We start from the raw sequence: 13,746 nt of genomic DNA, 5'->3' as shown, positions 1-13,746 counted from the left end.
AACGAAAACAAACAGAGGAGAACGACATGAAACTGATCATCACCGGCGCCCTTGCCCGCCTTCTTGCAACCACACTGCTCGCAACAACCCTTCTGGCAACGACGGCCGCAAAGGCCGAGGACATGGTGTTCACCAGCTGGGGCGGGACGACCCAGGAAGCGCAGACCAAGTCCTGGGCCGAGCCGTTCACGGCCGCCTCAGGCATCAAGGTCATGCAGGACGGCCCGACCGACTACGGCAAGCTGAAGGCGATGGTCGACAGCGGCAGCGTCAACTGGGATGTCGTCGACGTCGAGATGGATTTCGCCATCAAGGCGGCCAAGGACGGCTTGCTCGAGCCGATCGACTTCACTGCTGTGCCGAAGGCCGACCTCGATCCGCGCTTCACCACCGATCATGCCGTCGGCAGTTTCTACTATTCCTTCGTGCTCGCCTGGAACAAGGGCGCCGTTTCGGGCGAACCGGCCGGCTGGGCCGACATGTTCGACCTGAAGAAATTCCCGGGCAAGCGGACCTTCTACAAATGGTCGGCGCCCGGTGTCATCGAGATCGCCTTGCTGGCCGATGGCGTTCCGGCCGACAAGCTCTATCCGCTCGATCTCGATCGCGCCTTCAAGAAGCTCGACACCATCAAGTCGGACATCGTCTGGTGGGGCGGCGGCGCGGAGTCGCAGCAATTGATCGCGTCCGGCGAAGCGACGTTCGGCCAGTTGTGGAACGGCCGCGTCTTCGCGCTGGAGAAGGATGGCGCCGATGTCGGCGTCTCCTGGAACCAGAACCTGACCGCCGCCGACGTCCTGGTGGTGCCGAAGGGTGCCAAGAACAAGGCCACGGCGATGAAGTTCCTCGCCGCGGCGAGCAGCCCCGCCGGCCAGGCGAAATTCGCCGAGGCCAGTGGCTATGCGCCTGTTAACACCAAGGCCAAGGCCGAGATGCCGGCCGATGCCGTCAAATTGCTGCCGGACGCCCATGTCGACGGGCAGATCAATCTCGACATGAACTACTGGGCCGCCAATCGCGACACCATCGCGGCGCGCTGGTATGCCTGGCAGGCGAAGTAAGCCCGCCCTTGAACTGCAAGGAACGAGACGGCGCGCGCCGTCTCGTCCCGTAGCCCGGATCGCTGCCATGTCGGTCGAAACACGTCGGAATTTTGGAACGGTGCGGCTGCCGGCAGGCTTCAATGGCCTGCTGCCGGCCCTGGTTCTGATCGTGCTGTTCTTCGTCGTCCCGGTCCTGGCCCTGCTTTTGCGCAGCGTCACGGAGCCCGAGCCCGGCTTGCAGAACTACGCGGCCCTGCTTGGCGACGGCACTTATGCGCGGGTGTTCTTCAACACCTTCCTGGTCGCGTCGGTGGTCACGATTGTCACGGTCCTCGTCGCCTTTCCGGTTGCCTGGATGCTGGCGATCATGCCCTCGGCGCTGGCCTCGATCGTCTTCGGCGTCATCATCCTGTCGATGTGGACCAATCTCTTGACCCGCACCTATGCCTGGATGGTGCTGCTGCAGCGCACCGGCGTCATCAACCGGACGCTGATGGCCGCCGGGATCATCGACCAGCCGCTGCCGCTCATCAACAATCTCACCGGCGTCACCATCGGCATGGTCTACATCATGCTGCCCTTCATGATCCTGCCGCTGGTCGGCACGCTGCGGGCGATCGATCCGATGACGCTGCGCGCGGCGGCACTGTGCGGCGCAAGCCCCTTCCAGGCATTCCGCCGCATCCTTTTGCCGCTGTCGCTGCCTGGCGTGGCGGCCGGCGGCCTGATGGTCTTCGTCATGTCGCTCGGCTACTTCGTCACGCCGGCACTGCTCGGCGGCACCTCGAACATGATGCTCGCCGAAATGATCGCGCAGATGATCCAGTCGCTGCTCAACTGGGGGCTCGGCAGCGCCGCAGCCTTCATCCTGCTTGTCGTCACCATGGCGCTCTATGCGCTGCAGCTGCGCCTCGTCGGCGCCAGGCGCATGAGCGGAGGCATCTGAGATGCTGCTCGACTATGACCGCATGGGATGGCTGAAAATCGCCCTGCTCGGCTTCACCGCGCTGGTCGCCGGCTTCCTCCTGTTGCCGGTCGTCTTCATCGTCCTGCTCTCCTTCGGCTCGTCCCGCTGGCTGGCCTTCCCGCCGCCCGGCTGGACGCTCAAATGGTACCAGGAGCTTTTTGCCGATCCGGCCTGGCTCGATGCGGCGCTGACCAGCGCCAAGATCGCCACCATGACGGCGATGCTGGCGGTCGCGATCGGCCTGCTCGCCTCCTTTGCCCTGGTTCGCGGACAGTTTGCCGGGCGCGAGATCCTGCGCGGCCTGCTGCTGACGCCGATGGTGCTGCCCGTCGTCGTCTTCGCCATCGCCATCTATGCCTTCTTCCTTCGCCTTGGCCTCGGCGGCACCAGCATCGGCTTCGTCATCGCCCACACCGTTTTGGCACTGCCCTTCGCCATCATCCCGATCGCCACCGCACTCGAAGGCTTCGACAAGTCGATCGAGGACGCGGCGATCGTTTGCGGCGCAAGCCCGCTCGAAGCCAGGCTCAGGATCACCTTGCCGTCGATCCGGATCGGCATCTTCTCCGCCGCGATCTTTTCCTTCCTCGCCTCGTGGGACGAGGTCGTGGTGGCGATCTTCATGGCCAGCCCCAGCCTGCAAACCCTGCCCGTCAAGATCTGGGGCAGTCTGCGCTCGGATTTGAGCCCGGTGATCGCCGCCGCCTCCAGCCTGCTGGTCGGGCTGACGCTTGCCCTGATGGTGGTGACGGCGCTGCTGCAGCGAAAGTTCCGCACATGACCCAGCCCTTCCTCTCCATCCGCAATCTGCGCAAGGCGTTCGGGGCGATCACCGCCGTGCACGACGTCACCCTCGAGATCCCCAAAGGCGAGTTCCTGACCTTCCTCGGGCCTTCGGGTTCGGGAAAATCGACGACGCTCTACGCGATCGCCGGCTTCCAGGATCCGAGTTCAGGCGATGTGCAGCTGGAAGGAAAGTCACTGCTCGCCGTGCCCTCGCACAAGCGCAACATCGGCATGGTCTTCCAGCGCTACACGCTGTTTCCGCATCTGACGGTGGCCGAGAACGTCGCCTTTCCGCTTCGGGTTCGCCGCCGGCCGGAAGCAGAGGTGAAGAAGAAGGTCGCCGACATGCTGGCGCTGGTGCGGCTCGAAAGCTTCGCCGCGCGCTTGCCGGGCGCGCTGTCGGGCGGCCAGCAGCAGCGCGTCGCACTGGCCAGGGCGCTGGCCTACGATCCGCCGATCCTTTTGATGGACGAACCACTGTCGGCGCTCGACAAGAAGTTGCGCGAGGAAATCCAGGGCGAAATCCGCCGCATCCATCGCGAGACCGGCGTCACCATCCTCTACGTCACCCACGACCAGGAGGAAGCGCTGCATCTGTCGGACCGGATCGCCCTGTTCCGGGACGGCCGCATCGAGCAGACCGGCAGCGGCGAGGACCTTTATCTGAGGCCGGCGACCGATTTCGTCGCCGGTTTCATCGGCAATTCGAATTTCCTCGCCGCCGAACATCTCGATACCACCGACGGCACGGCGACGATCCGGCTGGCCGACGGTTCTGTCATCTCCGGCGTCAGGGCCAACGGCACGTTTGGCAACGGCCAGAAGACCAGGCTGATGATCCGGCCGGAGGCGTTTGGCATGGAGCGGAGCCAGGCGAGCGCCGAACTCAACGTCGAAATTGTCGATGTCGCCTTCTATGGCGAACGTCGGCGCATCGTCGCGCGCACCGCCGCCGGCGAGGGGGTCGACATCAGGCCGACCTCCGCCGCCATGCCGTCGCAGGATATGTCGTCCTGCAGCCGGCAGGTCTTTTTCGACCCGGCGGCAGCGTTTCTGTTTCCCGCCTGACGTGCCGCCTCCCTTTTCCTGCCATGTTGCACTGCGATAGATTTGTTGCATTGCGATATCATCCTGCCCGGCCGACCCTGCCAATGGGGCCGGGCCGATGGGGCTGGGCCAAAGGGTGGGCCAAGGGGTGGGCTTGCACGAAGGAGCCAAGGTGGCAGCATCGTTCCGGCCGGACATACAGGGATTGCGCGCACTCGCCGTCGGCGGCGTCGTCGCCTTTCATTTCGGCCTCTCCGGCCTGCCCGGCGGCTTTGCCGGCGTCGACATCTTCTTCGTCATCTCCGGCTGGCTGATCACCACCCACCTCATGCAGGAGATCGGCGACACCGGCGGGCTCGACCTCTGGCGCTTCTATGCCAGGCGCGCCCGGCGCCTGTTGCCGGCGGCACTGTTCGTCATCCTGGCCACGCTGGCCGCCGGTTATTTCATCCTCTCGCCGCAGGAGCAGGCGCTCTATTCGGGCGGTGCGATGTTTGCCTCCGCCTACGCCATCAATCTGTGGCTGCTGCGCTGGTCGTTCGACTATTTCGCCACCGATGCCACCAGCAATCCCTTCATCCACTTCTGGTCGCTGTCGGTGGAGGAGCAGTTCTACCTGGCCTGGCCGGCGCTGCTGCTGTTGGCCGCCTGGCTGCGGCCGGGCCGGCGCACGACCGTGGTTGTGATCGGCGCGGTGGGCGTCGCCTCCTTCGCCGCCTGCGCCTGGCTGACCAGCGCAGCACCGGCCTGGGCCTTCTATTTTTCGCCGCTGCGTGCCTGGGAGTTCGCCGCCGGCGGCCTGGCGACACTGGTCCCGGCGGCTTTCCCCGGGCACCGCGCAGGACTGCGGGCTGCACTTGGCTGGCTCGGCCTGGCGCTGATCGCGGCGGCCTATCTGTGGCTGAGCGAGGACCTGCCCTTCCCCGGTTATTATGCCCTGCTGCCGGTCGCCGGCACGGTGCTGGTGCTGTTGAGCGGCGCCGGCGAGGAGCAGGCCGGCAGGCGGATCAACGGGGGCACCAACTGGCAATCCTTTGGCCCGGCCGCCGCTCTGTCGCTGACGCCGCTGCAATGGATCGGCGCGCTGTCCTATTCGCTCTATCTCTGGCACTGGCCGGTCATCGTCTATGCGCAGATGCTGGTGCCGGATCTCACCGGCCCGCAGCGCCTCAGCTGCGGCGCGGTGGCGCTGGCGCTGTCGGTGCTCACCTATCATCTGATCGAAAACCCGGGCCGGCGCGCCGGCTGGCTGACGGCGGGCGCCCCAGAGCAGTTCATCGTTTCAAGGAAACGTCGAACCGCTCTGGCTCTTTTTCCTGGCGCAATTCCGGACGGAAAACCGCGTCTCACTTTTCCTGGAATTGCGCTGGTGCCCGCGCTGGCATTGACCGGTGCCGGCGTTGCGGTGGCGTATGCCAATGCCCATCTGGCCCAGCGCAACATCGACCCTGAGCAGCGCGGCATCGAGCAGGCGGCCGAACGCCCCTCCATCGCACGCGCCATCGACAAGAGCTGCCTGCTCGACTTCCACACGGTGACGCCAAAACCCTGCACCTTCGGCGCGGCCGACGCCGCCCACACCATCGTGCTGTTCGGCGATTCGCATGCCGACCACTGGTCGACGCCGCTGATCGAGGCGGCGAAACGCAACGACACCAAAGTGGTCACCTATCTCAAATCATCGTGCCGCGCCTCACGGCTCTCCACCTTCAACACGGTGCTGAAGCGCGACTACACCGAATGCGACGCCTGGCGCGAGCAGGCGATATCGGACATCATCGCCCGCAAGCCGCGCCTGGTGGTGATCTCGGAATTCTCCATCGGCAATCTGACGCGCGACATGCCCGCCGCCAGCCGCACCGCCGAGACCGCGCGCTGGCAGGCCGGCCTGCGCTCGACATTGCAGGCTTTCAGCCGCGCCGGCGTCGAGGCCGCGGTGATCCGCGACACGCCGATCAGCGACAGCTTCGCCGACTCCTGCGTGGCGCGCACGCTGTGGTGGCGCGAGGCGCCGTCGCCGCACTGCGACACGCCAAGGGCCGAGGCCGCCAATGACGGCGCCGCCGCCGCCGAGCGCGCCATCGTGACCAGCGTGCCCGACACGCTCTACGTCGACCTCACCGACCGCTTCTGCGGGGCGACCGCCTGCCACGTCTTCATCGGCGGCAAGCTGGCTTTCCGCGACCGCCACCATCTCGCCACTGCGTTTGCCGAGACGCTGGAGGGGCCGCTGGAGCGGGCGTTGTTTTGAGAGCGGCGAAGCGGTCCGCGCAGAACGGCGATCGGCGCCTCGCGCCCCAGAATCCAGAGATAGGTAATCCTCGCCCAATTGATCTTCGCCAGCTACACCGCTAGCTGAGGACTGTCCTTCTGGAGCCAGGTCATGCGCCATCTCGTTTCCTTCGAGCATTTCCTCTCGACTGGCACGCTGGGGCCGCTTTCCGCCGATCTTAACCTGCTGCAGGTCGCCGCCCTGCTCGGCCCCCCACAGCACTGGATGACCAAGAACGTCGAAGCCTATCCGCTCTACTGGATCTATGGCGACACGACTCGCTGGCTCAATCCGGCATTGGAGGTGGCGTTCTATCCAGACGCACCGCACGCGATGCATATGTTTCAATTCGAGCATGCAGACATGCTTGAACACGAAGTCCATACTTTCGGCCAGGAGCTTGCGGTTTCAATGGATGGCTTCACCGGCTCGACCAGACCCTCGGAATTTCTGAAGCGCGACATGTGGAAGGGCCGCGACGTCAGGGTCTATTTCACCACGCATCATTTCGAAGTGACGATCGTCGCTGGTCAGGTGATGGTGCACTTCATGATCCACGACGGCGACCAATATGACGAGACGGAAAAGCAGACCTACCTGAAAGCATTCGGCGCCGATAGCCGCTTCGGCGACAACGACCAGCGCTGCGAACTGAACAGCATTGCAGCTGTGCCCAAGGGCGCGAACACCTCCCCTGGGCCCTATTTCGACATGAAGAACTGTTCTGGCCAAGAGTATTTGAAGGCGTTGGCGGGTTGATAACGCACGCTGCACTCTTCTTGCCGCTGGCGGCCAGCGCTGCCGGCTCCGTGCTTGCGGTCTATCCGCCCCCTACCGCCACCCACCCGACGCCACAATCCGCTCCCCGGTCACCCAACCCGCCTCGTCGGATGCCAGGAACACCGCCACCTTGGCAACGTCCTCGGGCTGGCCGAAGCGGCCGAGCGGGGTGATCGCCACCAGCGCCTTTTCGTGCTCGCTGCCGACGATGCCGACGCGCTGCAGCCCTTCGGTGTCGACACCGCCCGGCGCGATCGCGTTGACGCGGATGTGACGGCTGCCAAGCTCGCGCGCCGTCGACAGCGTGATCGAGTCCACCGCCGCCTTGGTGGCGGCATAGACCAGCGAATTGGGCTGCGGGTTGAAGCTGGCGACCGAGCTGATGTTGATGATGCTGCCGCCGGCCGGCCCGAAATGCTTTACCGCTTCCTGGATGGCGAGCACGACGCCCAGCACATTGGTGTCGAATTCGCGGTGGAACTCGGCCTCGGTCACCGCCTCCAGCGGCTCGAACTGGAACACGCCGGCATTGTTGACGAGGATGTCGACGCCGCCGAATGACGCCTTCGCCGCTTCAAACAGCCCGCCCACGTCCGCCGCCTGCGCGACATCGCCCTTTACCGCCACTGCCCGGCCGCCGGCGGCCTCGATGGCGGCGACGACGCGCTCGGCGCCTTCCCGCGACGAGGCATAGTTGACCACCACAGCCGCGCCCGCCGACCCCAGCCCCTTGGCGATGGCTGCTCCGATGCCCTTCGAGGCGCCGGTGACGATGGCGACCTTGCCGTTCAGACTGCTCATCCATTCTCTCCTTGTGACCCTGACGATGAGCGGTATTTAAGCGCGCCGAAAAAGCGTATTAGGCAGACCACAGGCTGTTCTTTCATGCCCAGAATTCCGGAATAAACCCTTTCTCGACAGGCGATGATGCCGCCATGACCACCATCCTCGAAAAGACCGCCGGCCTCGTCGCCTTCGTGCGCACGGTGGATGCCGGCTCGTTCCAGGCCGCCAGCCGGCTGATCGGCTCCAGCCCGTCGGCGGTGTCGAAGAGCGTCGCCAAGCTGGAGCGGCGGCTTGGCGCAAAACTGATCCAGCGCTCGACACGCAGGCTGGGGCTGACCAGCGAAGGCATCGCCTATTACGAGCGCGTGGCGCCGCTGCTGCGCGCGCTCGACGATGCACAAGACATCGTGCAAAGCACCGGCACGGCGCGCGGCCTGTTGCGCGTCACCGCCCCGGTCGAACTCGGCCGCGGCCTGATCGCCTCATGGGCGCAAGCGTTCCTGGCCGAGCAGCCCGAGGTGAAGCTGGAGCTAAGCGTCACCGACCGCCACGCCGACCTGATCCGCGAGAATTATGACGTGGCGGTGCGCATGGGCGCGCTGGCCGATGCCGGCCTCACCGCGCGGCGCATCGCCAGCCTGCCGATCGTGCTGGTGGCCGCCCCCGCCTATCTCCAGCGTCGAGGCCTTCCAGCCTCGATCGCTGACCTGCAGCACCACGATGTCATCCGCTACGTCTCCGCCGGCCGGCCGCAGCCCATCACCTTCGCCGACGGCACGCAAATCGTGCCCGACGGCCGCTTCGACACCGACGACGGCGGCGCCATCCGCAACGCCGCACTGGCCGGCGCCGGCATCGCCCACCTCATGCAAGTCGCCGTGCAAGACGACCTCGACAACGGCCGCCTCGTGCGCGTCCTGCCTGAGGTGCCGATGCCGACCATGCCGGTCCACATCGTGCACGCCTTTGGTAGGCAATTGCCGGTAAGGGCAAGGTTGTTCGTGGAGTTTCTGGCGAGGCAGATGGGGCGGTTGGGAAGGTAGCTCCCTTCTCCCCTTCTACGGGAAGAAGGTGCCGGCAGGCGGATGAGGGGCAGCGCCACCATCGGAGGGCAGCCAAGGCTCACACCACCCTCCGCCCCACCATCATCCCATAGTGTACCGCCAGCAAATCCAGCCCCACCTTCAACAGCTTCGTCACCACATCCCTGCCCTCGCCGGTCTGCTCGGCCAGGCTCTTGATCGAGCCGCCGGCGCAGCAGACTTTCTGCACCACGGCGGCCACTTCCCAATGGCAGAGCGCCCGGGTGGCGGCGGCGTGCGCGCGGCCGGCGTCGAGCACGCTGTCGGCGATGCCGCCGCCGTGGCGGCCGCCGTCGACGCGCTCGCTCCAGCGCATCGGCTTGACGCTGGCCTGCTGGCTGCAGCGGAAATCCTCGCGGTAGCGCAGGCCGGCCTCGCGCTGCTGGCGCGTCAGCGAGCTGATGCCCAGCAGCGGATCGATCGTGCGCACCCGCACGATGCCGCCGGTGGCGGTGTAGCCGTCATTCGACACCTCGTAGACGCGCGCTGCCTCGAGCGTCCCGGCGGCCAGCCGCGAGCGGCCGAATTCGTCGTCCTTCAGCGCGAAATCATGGCCGATCTCGCGGCGGATGCGCACCTGCTCGGCCTCGCCCTTCGGCAGTTTTGGCGTCTGCGGCTTGGTGGGTCTGGTCTTCTTGCTCATGGCGTGGCTCCTCGGTTGGGCGGTGGGGTTATTTGGACGGGGCTGGCGATCCTTCGCGCCGACCTGTCGATCAGAGATCGTCACCCGTTCAGTGGCCGCCCCAGCGTACCGGCCGCCCTTCTCGCCAGCAGCTCACGGATGGCGCGACGTTCGCGCAGCTCGAGGCAGAGCTGCGCGCTGGAGGGGCAGAACTGGGCGTTGCCGGTCTTCACCTCGCCGCGCATGAAGCGCTGGATGGCGGCCTGCAGGTCGGCGAGCTCGGCATCCTGCACGGCGCTGAGAAAGCCGCGCATCTGCATGTCGACGTCAGTCAGCGCGGATTGCGGGAAGCATGAGAACATCGCGGCCAGCGCCTTGGTCGCCTGCTGCAATTCGGCTGCGGTCATGGTTGCGGATCTCCTCGATGATGGCGTTGGCGGCGTCGGTATGGGTTTTCGGCTGGTGCCAGCCGGTTTTCGGACTGCGCTGCGAAGAACGCTGCGCATTCTCGGGGGAAAAACGTCCCGCGTTTTCCCGGGAAAAGGCGCGAGCCTTTTCCATATGGTTTCTGGACTCTGGAAGATGCCGCGGCAACACCTCGGCATTTGCCGCCCCGTGCGCCTTTGTTTTCAAGGCGGTGGCCGCACCGCCGCGTGCGCCGGCGGCGGCTCTCGCCTCGCTCTTGACCTGGGCTTTGCGCAGCTCCCTGGTCAGCCGCCTGTGGCCGATCTCGCCGCCCTCGCGCTCGAAAAAGGTCAACAAATCGGCAGAGATCACCCGCCACTTCTTCGCCGACAGGCGCGCCACCCGCGCCAGCTTGGCGTCATCGTCGGGCAGGCTGCCGCCGGCGTTCCACATCGCCATCAAAAGCAGCATGTAGGCGCCGATCTGCTCGGTCGAGAGCTGCAGCGTGTCGCCGACGAAATCGGAGACGTAGAGCTGCATGAAAGGCCGCTCGCTCATCGCAGCACCTGCGCAGCAACGTCCGCATCCCGGCTAAGGGAACCAGTGCGAATTCGCGACGTTATGCGGCGTCGATGAACACGGGAGACGTGCCGATGACCGCCTTCATGCCGATTACCCTGCGCTTTTGCGACAACACGACCATGCTGGTCGGCTCGGTGGCCGAAGCCGCCACGGCGCTCGGCAAGCAGTGGCCCGACAAGACAGCACCTGGCTATGTCGAGGCGGCCCGGCTCGTCGCCCTGGCCGTGGATGGCACCTGCAGCCAGCGCATCGCCTTCGAAGCCCTCACCAGCGCGGCCAGGCAACAGAACATATTGCTGGCGAGACCCAAAAGCCGCGCCTATGACTGGCTGGACGCCGTTGCCGGTTCGTGAGCCGGGCGAAAATGTGATGCAACCGCCCGCCAGCATGGCGCGTTGCTCATAGCGAGGTTTCTTGCCCCGCGCAGAGTGAAGGTGAACGCCGTGGGTACGATGAAGACCGGAGTGCCGCTCAAGGTGCGGATGGACGGGCAAATCGAAGAGATCGACTGCGTCAGCGAGGCCGCCGACTTCCTGCAGCGCTGGCCGCTCGAGCGGCGCGGCCATGTCTACCGCAGCGCGCTCAACGCCTGCAGTGCGGCCATTGCCGCGCAGATCTCCGAATCCGACGCCATGAAAGTGTTCACCGGCTTTGCCAGGGTGGCCGACATCCTGGAAGCCGAAGGCGGGCCCGCCATGATACTCGAGCCCAGGACCGTGCAAAGCCGGATGCCCAAGCAAGGCCGCCAGGCGCCGAAATAGGCTTGCGGCGCTTTCGTTTCGATTGAGCGTCATCTCAAGATCCTCACACTGACGCTGGGGGAGTTGGCGGTTGAACCACTCGATGTGTCGGCCAGTCTCACAGCGCTGGCGCCGCTCCTCATCCGCCTGCCGGCAGCTTCTCCCCGTAAAGGGACGGAGAAGGGATGCTCACCCCGGCGTCACCTCGAAAACGCGGCGGCGGAAGCGGGCCTGGTGGTAGGTGCAATAGCTTTTCAACGCCTTGGTGCGCATGCCACAGCACAGCATGTCGGCACCCGGCCGGCCGCCTGGCGCATCCCCCTCTTCGGCAATGGAATTGTCAGGATCCTCTTGCAGCGTCAGGTTCAATGGCGCGCGGCAGCGGTCGAACAGGCAGTCGATGAAGCGCATCGCCACGCCATGCGGCTGGCGGCCAACGACGGTGCGCTGCGGCACCGGCACCTTGAGGCGATAGGCTTCGCCGTCGGCCACCAACACGCCCACTTCGCGCACGAACAGGCGCGGCGGCAGCCAGGCCGGCGGCGGCTCGCGCCTCGGTCGGGTGGCCGGTTTGCGCACGCCAGCGCCATTGGCCGCAAACGCATCGTCAACCCTGCCGGCAACCGCCTCGGCGGTCGTCCCGCCCTTGGCCGGCGCTCCGTTCGCCCGCTTGCTCACCGTGCGTTTGCCCGCAGCCCGCTTGGCTGCTGCCGGCCTGCCATTGGCAAGGCCGATCGCGCCCAGCATGGCGTTGCGGTGGACGATGCCGATGATGGCGTTGCGTGACACGCGCGCACCGCGCAGCGCGCTGAATGCCGCCGCGATCTTCGAGGCGGAAAGCCCGTCCTTCAGCCAGCCGGCGATCTCTTGCAGTTCCGCGTCGGTATAGCTTGCCATCTCCAGGCTCCATCCAAGGTTCCGCCTTCGGCTTCGAGCCGTCAGGCAAGCGTCAGGGTTCGGCCCGGTTGGGCGGGCCTGGTCGGGGTTGTCTTGTCCGAGGGCCGGCTGGCGCCGGCTCCGCCTCAGCCGGATCTGGCTAGCTGCCCGGCCGGTTCAACAAGGTGCGAAAGCCGCGCCTCTGCCGTCTTACTGTCGAGGGCGCAAACCGCCCTGCCCGTCAGCGGGTCGAACGTGATGACGGTCCCGTCCTGCGTGCGGACGCAGGAGCGGCCGGAGGAACCGACAGAATCCGCGCCAGCGCCATGCCGGCCGAATTGGGGGCCGGAGCCGCTGGGAGCGGCGGCTCCGGCCGTTCCGGTCGCCGGTGACAGGCGGACCGGACCCGAGGCTGTCGAGTCTTGAGCCTCGGGCTTCGCCCCGGCCGGGGAGGAGGACGGCCGGGACGGAAGGCTGGCGGTGACAGCCGCTGGATGTGTCTCACGCGAGGCCGGCGTCACGGCGCCATCGAATCTGGACAGGTTTTGCATCGCCATATATAAGCATAACTCAAAAATTTATGCAAGCCATTCTTTCATAGACGAGAGCCGCTTTCATCGCTCACATGGCGCCATGGCAAAAACGCAACTGTCGATCAAGGTCGGGGCGGCGATCCGCCAGGCGCGCAAGCAGCGCGGCCTGGTCATGCGCCACATTGCCGAGCACAACGACACCGATGTCGCCGCCGTCGGCAACTGGGAAACCGGCCGCAACCTGCCCAAGACCGAGAACCTGCTGAAGACCGCCGCCTTCCTGGGCGTCGATCCGGTGGCATTGGGCAAGGGCGAGGTCGTTTTCCTCGACGATGCCGGCCCGGTCGCCGATGCCGAGATCGTCACCGATGCCGCTCCCCTGCCCGCCGGGCCGATGGACATCGAACTGCTCGGCGCGGCGGTCGGCGGCGACGACGGCGATTTCACCTTCAACGGCGAGGTCGCCGGCTACGTCCAGCGCCCGCCCGGCATCGCCCATCTGCGCAAGGTGTTTGCGCTGCACGTGCTGTCCGATTCCATGGTGCCGCGCTACGAGCCGGGCGAGATGCTCTATTGCGGCGGCCGCGACGCCGTGCCCGGCGACCATGTGGTGATCGAGACCTTTCCGGAAGAAAACGAGCGCAACGGCAAGGCCTTCATTAAGAAGCTGGTCAAGCGCACCGCCGCCGAGCTGGTCGTCGAGCAGTACAATCCGCCCAAAACGCTGACCTTCAACCGTTACGCCATAAAACACGTCTGGCGCGTCATCCCGCTCAAGGAACTGCTGGGGTATTGAGGGCGTCTTTCCCTTCTCCCCTTGCGGGAGAAGGGAAACCAGCGCCGCCCCCCCTTTCTCAAGCCCGCCTCGACCCCTCCAGCGGCACGTCGCGGTCGCTCAGCATCTGGGCTTCGCTGCGCACCCGCTGGCGCTCGTCGATGAACGCTGCCTGGATCGAAACCGCCGCGCCCGGCAGCCCCTCGGCACGGCAGGCCGAACAGACGATGCGGCCTGAAAGGGCGGCCAGCGGCGTGTTCCCGGTCACCCCGAACCGTTTTAGCTGATCGGGCCGCCACCACCTGTTGCGGCCGCAATCGGCGCACTCGACCGATATCGAGGCGACATGCGCGATCACTGGTTCCTTGCCTGGCAATGCCATCGCCCCTCCTCGCCTTTTGTTCCTGATTTGTTCGTATATTCCTGCGTTTTCAACCCGGAGTCGAGTCG

At 65.9% G+C, this 13,746-nt stretch carries 16 protein-coding genes; 10 read left to right on the top strand and 6 right to left on the bottom strand.

What is annotated here, in order from left to right; genetic code table 11:
* Positions 1-26: 26 nt before the first annotated feature.
* From AC1D10_RS29800 to AC1D10_RS29775, 6 genes are all read left to right on the top strand, one after another.
* Positions 27-1,061, top strand: a complete 1,035-nt coding sequence (locus tag AC1D10_RS29800) for an ABC transporter substrate-binding protein (RefSeq protein ID WP_477278317.1) — start codon at positions 27-29, stop codon at positions 1,059-1,061.
* A 67-nt stretch (positions 1,062-1,128) separates the two neighbouring features.
* Positions 1,129-1,989 (top strand): ABC transporter permease, encoded by an 861-nt coding sequence (locus AC1D10_RS29795; RefSeq protein ID WP_477278315.1) that lies wholly within the window; start codon positions 1,129-1,131, stop codon positions 1,987-1,989.
* Position 1,990: 1 nt separating this feature from the next.
* On the top strand, positions 1,991-2,791 hold the full coding sequence (locus AC1D10_RS29790) for an ABC transporter permease (protein ID WP_477278313.1): 801 nt from the start codon (positions 1,991-1,993) through the stop codon (positions 2,789-2,791).
* A complete protein-coding gene (locus AC1D10_RS29785) occupies positions 2,788-3,864 on the top strand; it encodes an ABC transporter ATP-binding protein (RefSeq protein ID WP_477278311.1) in 1,077 nt (358 codons plus the stop codon). The genes AC1D10_RS29790 and AC1D10_RS29785 overlap by 4 nt, the downstream gene beginning before the upstream one ends.
* A gap of 151 nt (positions 3,865-4,015) precedes the next feature.
* Positions 4,016-6,094 (top strand): acyltransferase family protein, encoded by a 2,079-nt coding sequence (locus tag AC1D10_RS29780; RefSeq protein ID WP_477278309.1) that lies wholly within the window; start codon positions 4,016-4,018, stop codon positions 6,092-6,094.
* 132 nt (positions 6,095-6,226) lie between these two features.
* On the top strand, positions 6,227-6,874 hold the full coding sequence (locus AC1D10_RS29775) for a hypothetical protein (protein WP_477278307.1): 648 nt from the start codon (positions 6,227-6,229) through the stop codon (positions 6,872-6,874).
* 72 nt (positions 6,875-6,946) lie between these two features.
* Here the strand turns inward: AC1D10_RS29775 and AC1D10_RS29770 are convergent, their stop codons facing one another.
* Positions 6,947-7,696 carry an SDR family NAD(P)-dependent oxidoreductase gene (locus tag AC1D10_RS29770; protein ID WP_477278305.1) on the bottom strand — a complete coding sequence of 250 codons (750 nt, stop codon included), beginning with the start codon at positions 7,694-7,696 and terminating at the stop codon, positions 6,947-6,949.
* 134 nt (positions 7,697-7,830) lie between these two features.
* Here AC1D10_RS29770 and AC1D10_RS29765 point away from each other — a divergent pair, with 134 nt between their 5' ends.
* A complete protein-coding gene (locus AC1D10_RS29765) occupies positions 7,831-8,724 on the top strand; it encodes a LysR family transcriptional regulator (RefSeq protein WP_477278303.1) in 894 nt (297 codons plus the stop codon).
* 79 nt (positions 8,725-8,803) lie between these two features.
* Here the strand turns inward: AC1D10_RS29765 and AC1D10_RS29760 are convergent, their stop codons facing one another.
* From AC1D10_RS29760 to AC1D10_RS29750, 3 genes are all read right to left on the bottom strand, one after another.
* Complete coding sequence (locus AC1D10_RS29760) at positions 8,804-9,406, bottom strand: DUF6456 domain-containing protein (protein ID WP_477278301.1); 603 nt, start codon at positions 9,404-9,406, stop codon at positions 8,804-8,806.
* A gap of 80 nt (positions 9,407-9,486) precedes the next feature.
* Positions 9,487-9,792, bottom strand: a complete 306-nt coding sequence (locus AC1D10_RS29755; protein ID WP_477278299.1) for a hypothetical protein — start codon at positions 9,790-9,792, stop codon at positions 9,487-9,489.
* Complete coding sequence (locus tag AC1D10_RS29750; RefSeq protein WP_477278297.1) at positions 9,713-10,348, bottom strand: YdaU family protein; 636 nt, start codon at positions 10,346-10,348, stop codon at positions 9,713-9,715. The genes AC1D10_RS29755 and AC1D10_RS29750 overlap by 80 nt, the downstream gene beginning before the upstream one ends.
* Positions 10,349-10,422: 74 nt before the next feature.
* Here AC1D10_RS29750 and AC1D10_RS29745 point away from each other — a divergent pair, with 74 nt between their 5' ends.
* Together AC1D10_RS29745 and AC1D10_RS29740 are read left to right on the top strand one after the other, a co-directional pair.
* Positions 10,423-10,725, top strand: a complete 303-nt coding sequence (locus AC1D10_RS29745; protein WP_477278295.1) for a DUF982 domain-containing protein — start codon at positions 10,423-10,425, stop codon at positions 10,723-10,725.
* Between the two features lie 99 nt (positions 10,726-10,824).
* On the top strand, positions 10,825-11,133 hold the full coding sequence (locus tag AC1D10_RS29740) for a DUF982 domain-containing protein (RefSeq protein ID WP_477278647.1): 309 nt from the start codon (positions 10,825-10,827) through the stop codon (positions 11,131-11,133).
* Positions 11,134-11,301: 168 nt separating this feature from the next.
* Here the strand turns inward: AC1D10_RS29740 and AC1D10_RS29735 are convergent, their stop codons facing one another.
* Positions 11,302-12,009: a GcrA cell cycle regulator gene (locus AC1D10_RS29735; RefSeq protein WP_477278293.1), complete on the bottom strand. Its 708-nt coding sequence runs from the start codon at positions 12,007-12,009 to the stop codon at positions 11,302-11,304.
* Positions 12,010-12,621: 612 nt separating this feature from the next.
* On the opposite strand from AC1D10_RS29735, the gene AC1D10_RS29730 reads away from it, so the two are divergent.
* Complete coding sequence (locus tag AC1D10_RS29730) at positions 12,622-13,317, top strand: XRE family transcriptional regulator (RefSeq protein WP_477278291.1); 696 nt, start codon at positions 12,622-12,624, stop codon at positions 13,315-13,317.
* A 58-nt stretch (positions 13,318-13,375) separates the two neighbouring features.
* On the opposite strand, the gene AC1D10_RS29725 is transcribed toward AC1D10_RS29730, so the two are convergent.
* On the bottom strand, positions 13,376-13,678 hold the full coding sequence (locus AC1D10_RS29725) for a hypothetical protein (RefSeq protein WP_477278289.1): 303 nt from the start codon (positions 13,676-13,678) through the stop codon (positions 13,376-13,378).
* Positions 13,679-13,746 lie beyond the last annotated feature (68 nt).

This window comes from Mesorhizobium sp. P2_A8 (assembly GCF_056404935.1).
The sequence above is the reverse complement of the archived record's forward strand: the minus strand, read 5'-3'. Positions and strand labels throughout refer to the sequence as shown.

Coding starts and splice junctions, on each gene's coding strand:
- AC1D10_RS29760 (WP_477278301.1), bottom strand. CDS start 9,406: ATGAGCAAGAAGACCAGACCCACCAAGCCGCAGACGCCAAAACTGCCG.
- AC1D10_RS29765 (WP_477278303.1), top strand. CDS start 7,831: ATGACCACCATCCTCGAAAAGACCGCCGGCCTCGTCGCCTTCGTGCGC.
- AC1D10_RS29770 (WP_477278305.1), bottom strand. CDS start 7,696: ATGAGCAGTCTGAACGGCAAGGTCGCCATCGTCACCGGCGCCTCGAAG.
- AC1D10_RS29745 (WP_477278295.1), top strand. CDS start 10,423: ATGAACACGGGAGACGTGCCGATGACCGCCTTCATGCCGATTACCCTG.
- AC1D10_RS29755 (WP_477278299.1), bottom strand. CDS start 9,792: ATGACCGCAGCCGAATTGCAGCAGGCGACCAAGGCGCTGGCCGCGATG.
- AC1D10_RS29775 (WP_477278307.1), top strand. CDS start 6,227: ATGCGCCATCTCGTTTCCTTCGAGCATTTCCTCTCGACTGGCACGCTG.
- AC1D10_RS29730 (WP_477278291.1), top strand. CDS start 12,622: ATGGCAAAAACGCAACTGTCGATCAAGGTCGGGGCGGCGATCCGCCAG.
- AC1D10_RS29800 (WP_477278317.1), top strand. CDS start 27: ATGAAACTGATCATCACCGGCGCCCTTGCCCGCCTTCTTGCAACCACA.
- AC1D10_RS29735 (WP_477278293.1), bottom strand. CDS start 12,009: ATGGCAAGCTATACCGACGCGGAACTGCAAGAGATCGCCGGCTGGCTG.
- AC1D10_RS29740 (WP_477278647.1), top strand. CDS start 10,825: ATGAAGACCGGAGTGCCGCTCAAGGTGCGGATGGACGGGCAAATCGAA.
- AC1D10_RS29795 (WP_477278315.1), top strand. CDS start 1,129: ATGTCGGTCGAAACACGTCGGAATTTTGGAACGGTGCGGCTGCCGGCA.
- AC1D10_RS29790 (WP_477278313.1), top strand. CDS start 1,991: ATGCTGCTCGACTATGACCGCATGGGATGGCTGAAAATCGCCCTGCTC.
- AC1D10_RS29750 (WP_477278297.1), bottom strand. CDS start 10,348: ATGAGCGAGCGGCCTTTCATGCAGCTCTACGTCTCCGATTTCGTCGGC.
- AC1D10_RS29725 (WP_477278289.1), bottom strand. CDS start 13,678: ATGGCATTGCCAGGCAAGGAACCAGTGATCGCGCATGTCGCCTCGATA.
- AC1D10_RS29785 (WP_477278311.1), top strand. CDS start 2,788: ATGACCCAGCCCTTCCTCTCCATCCGCAATCTGCGCAAGGCGTTCGGG.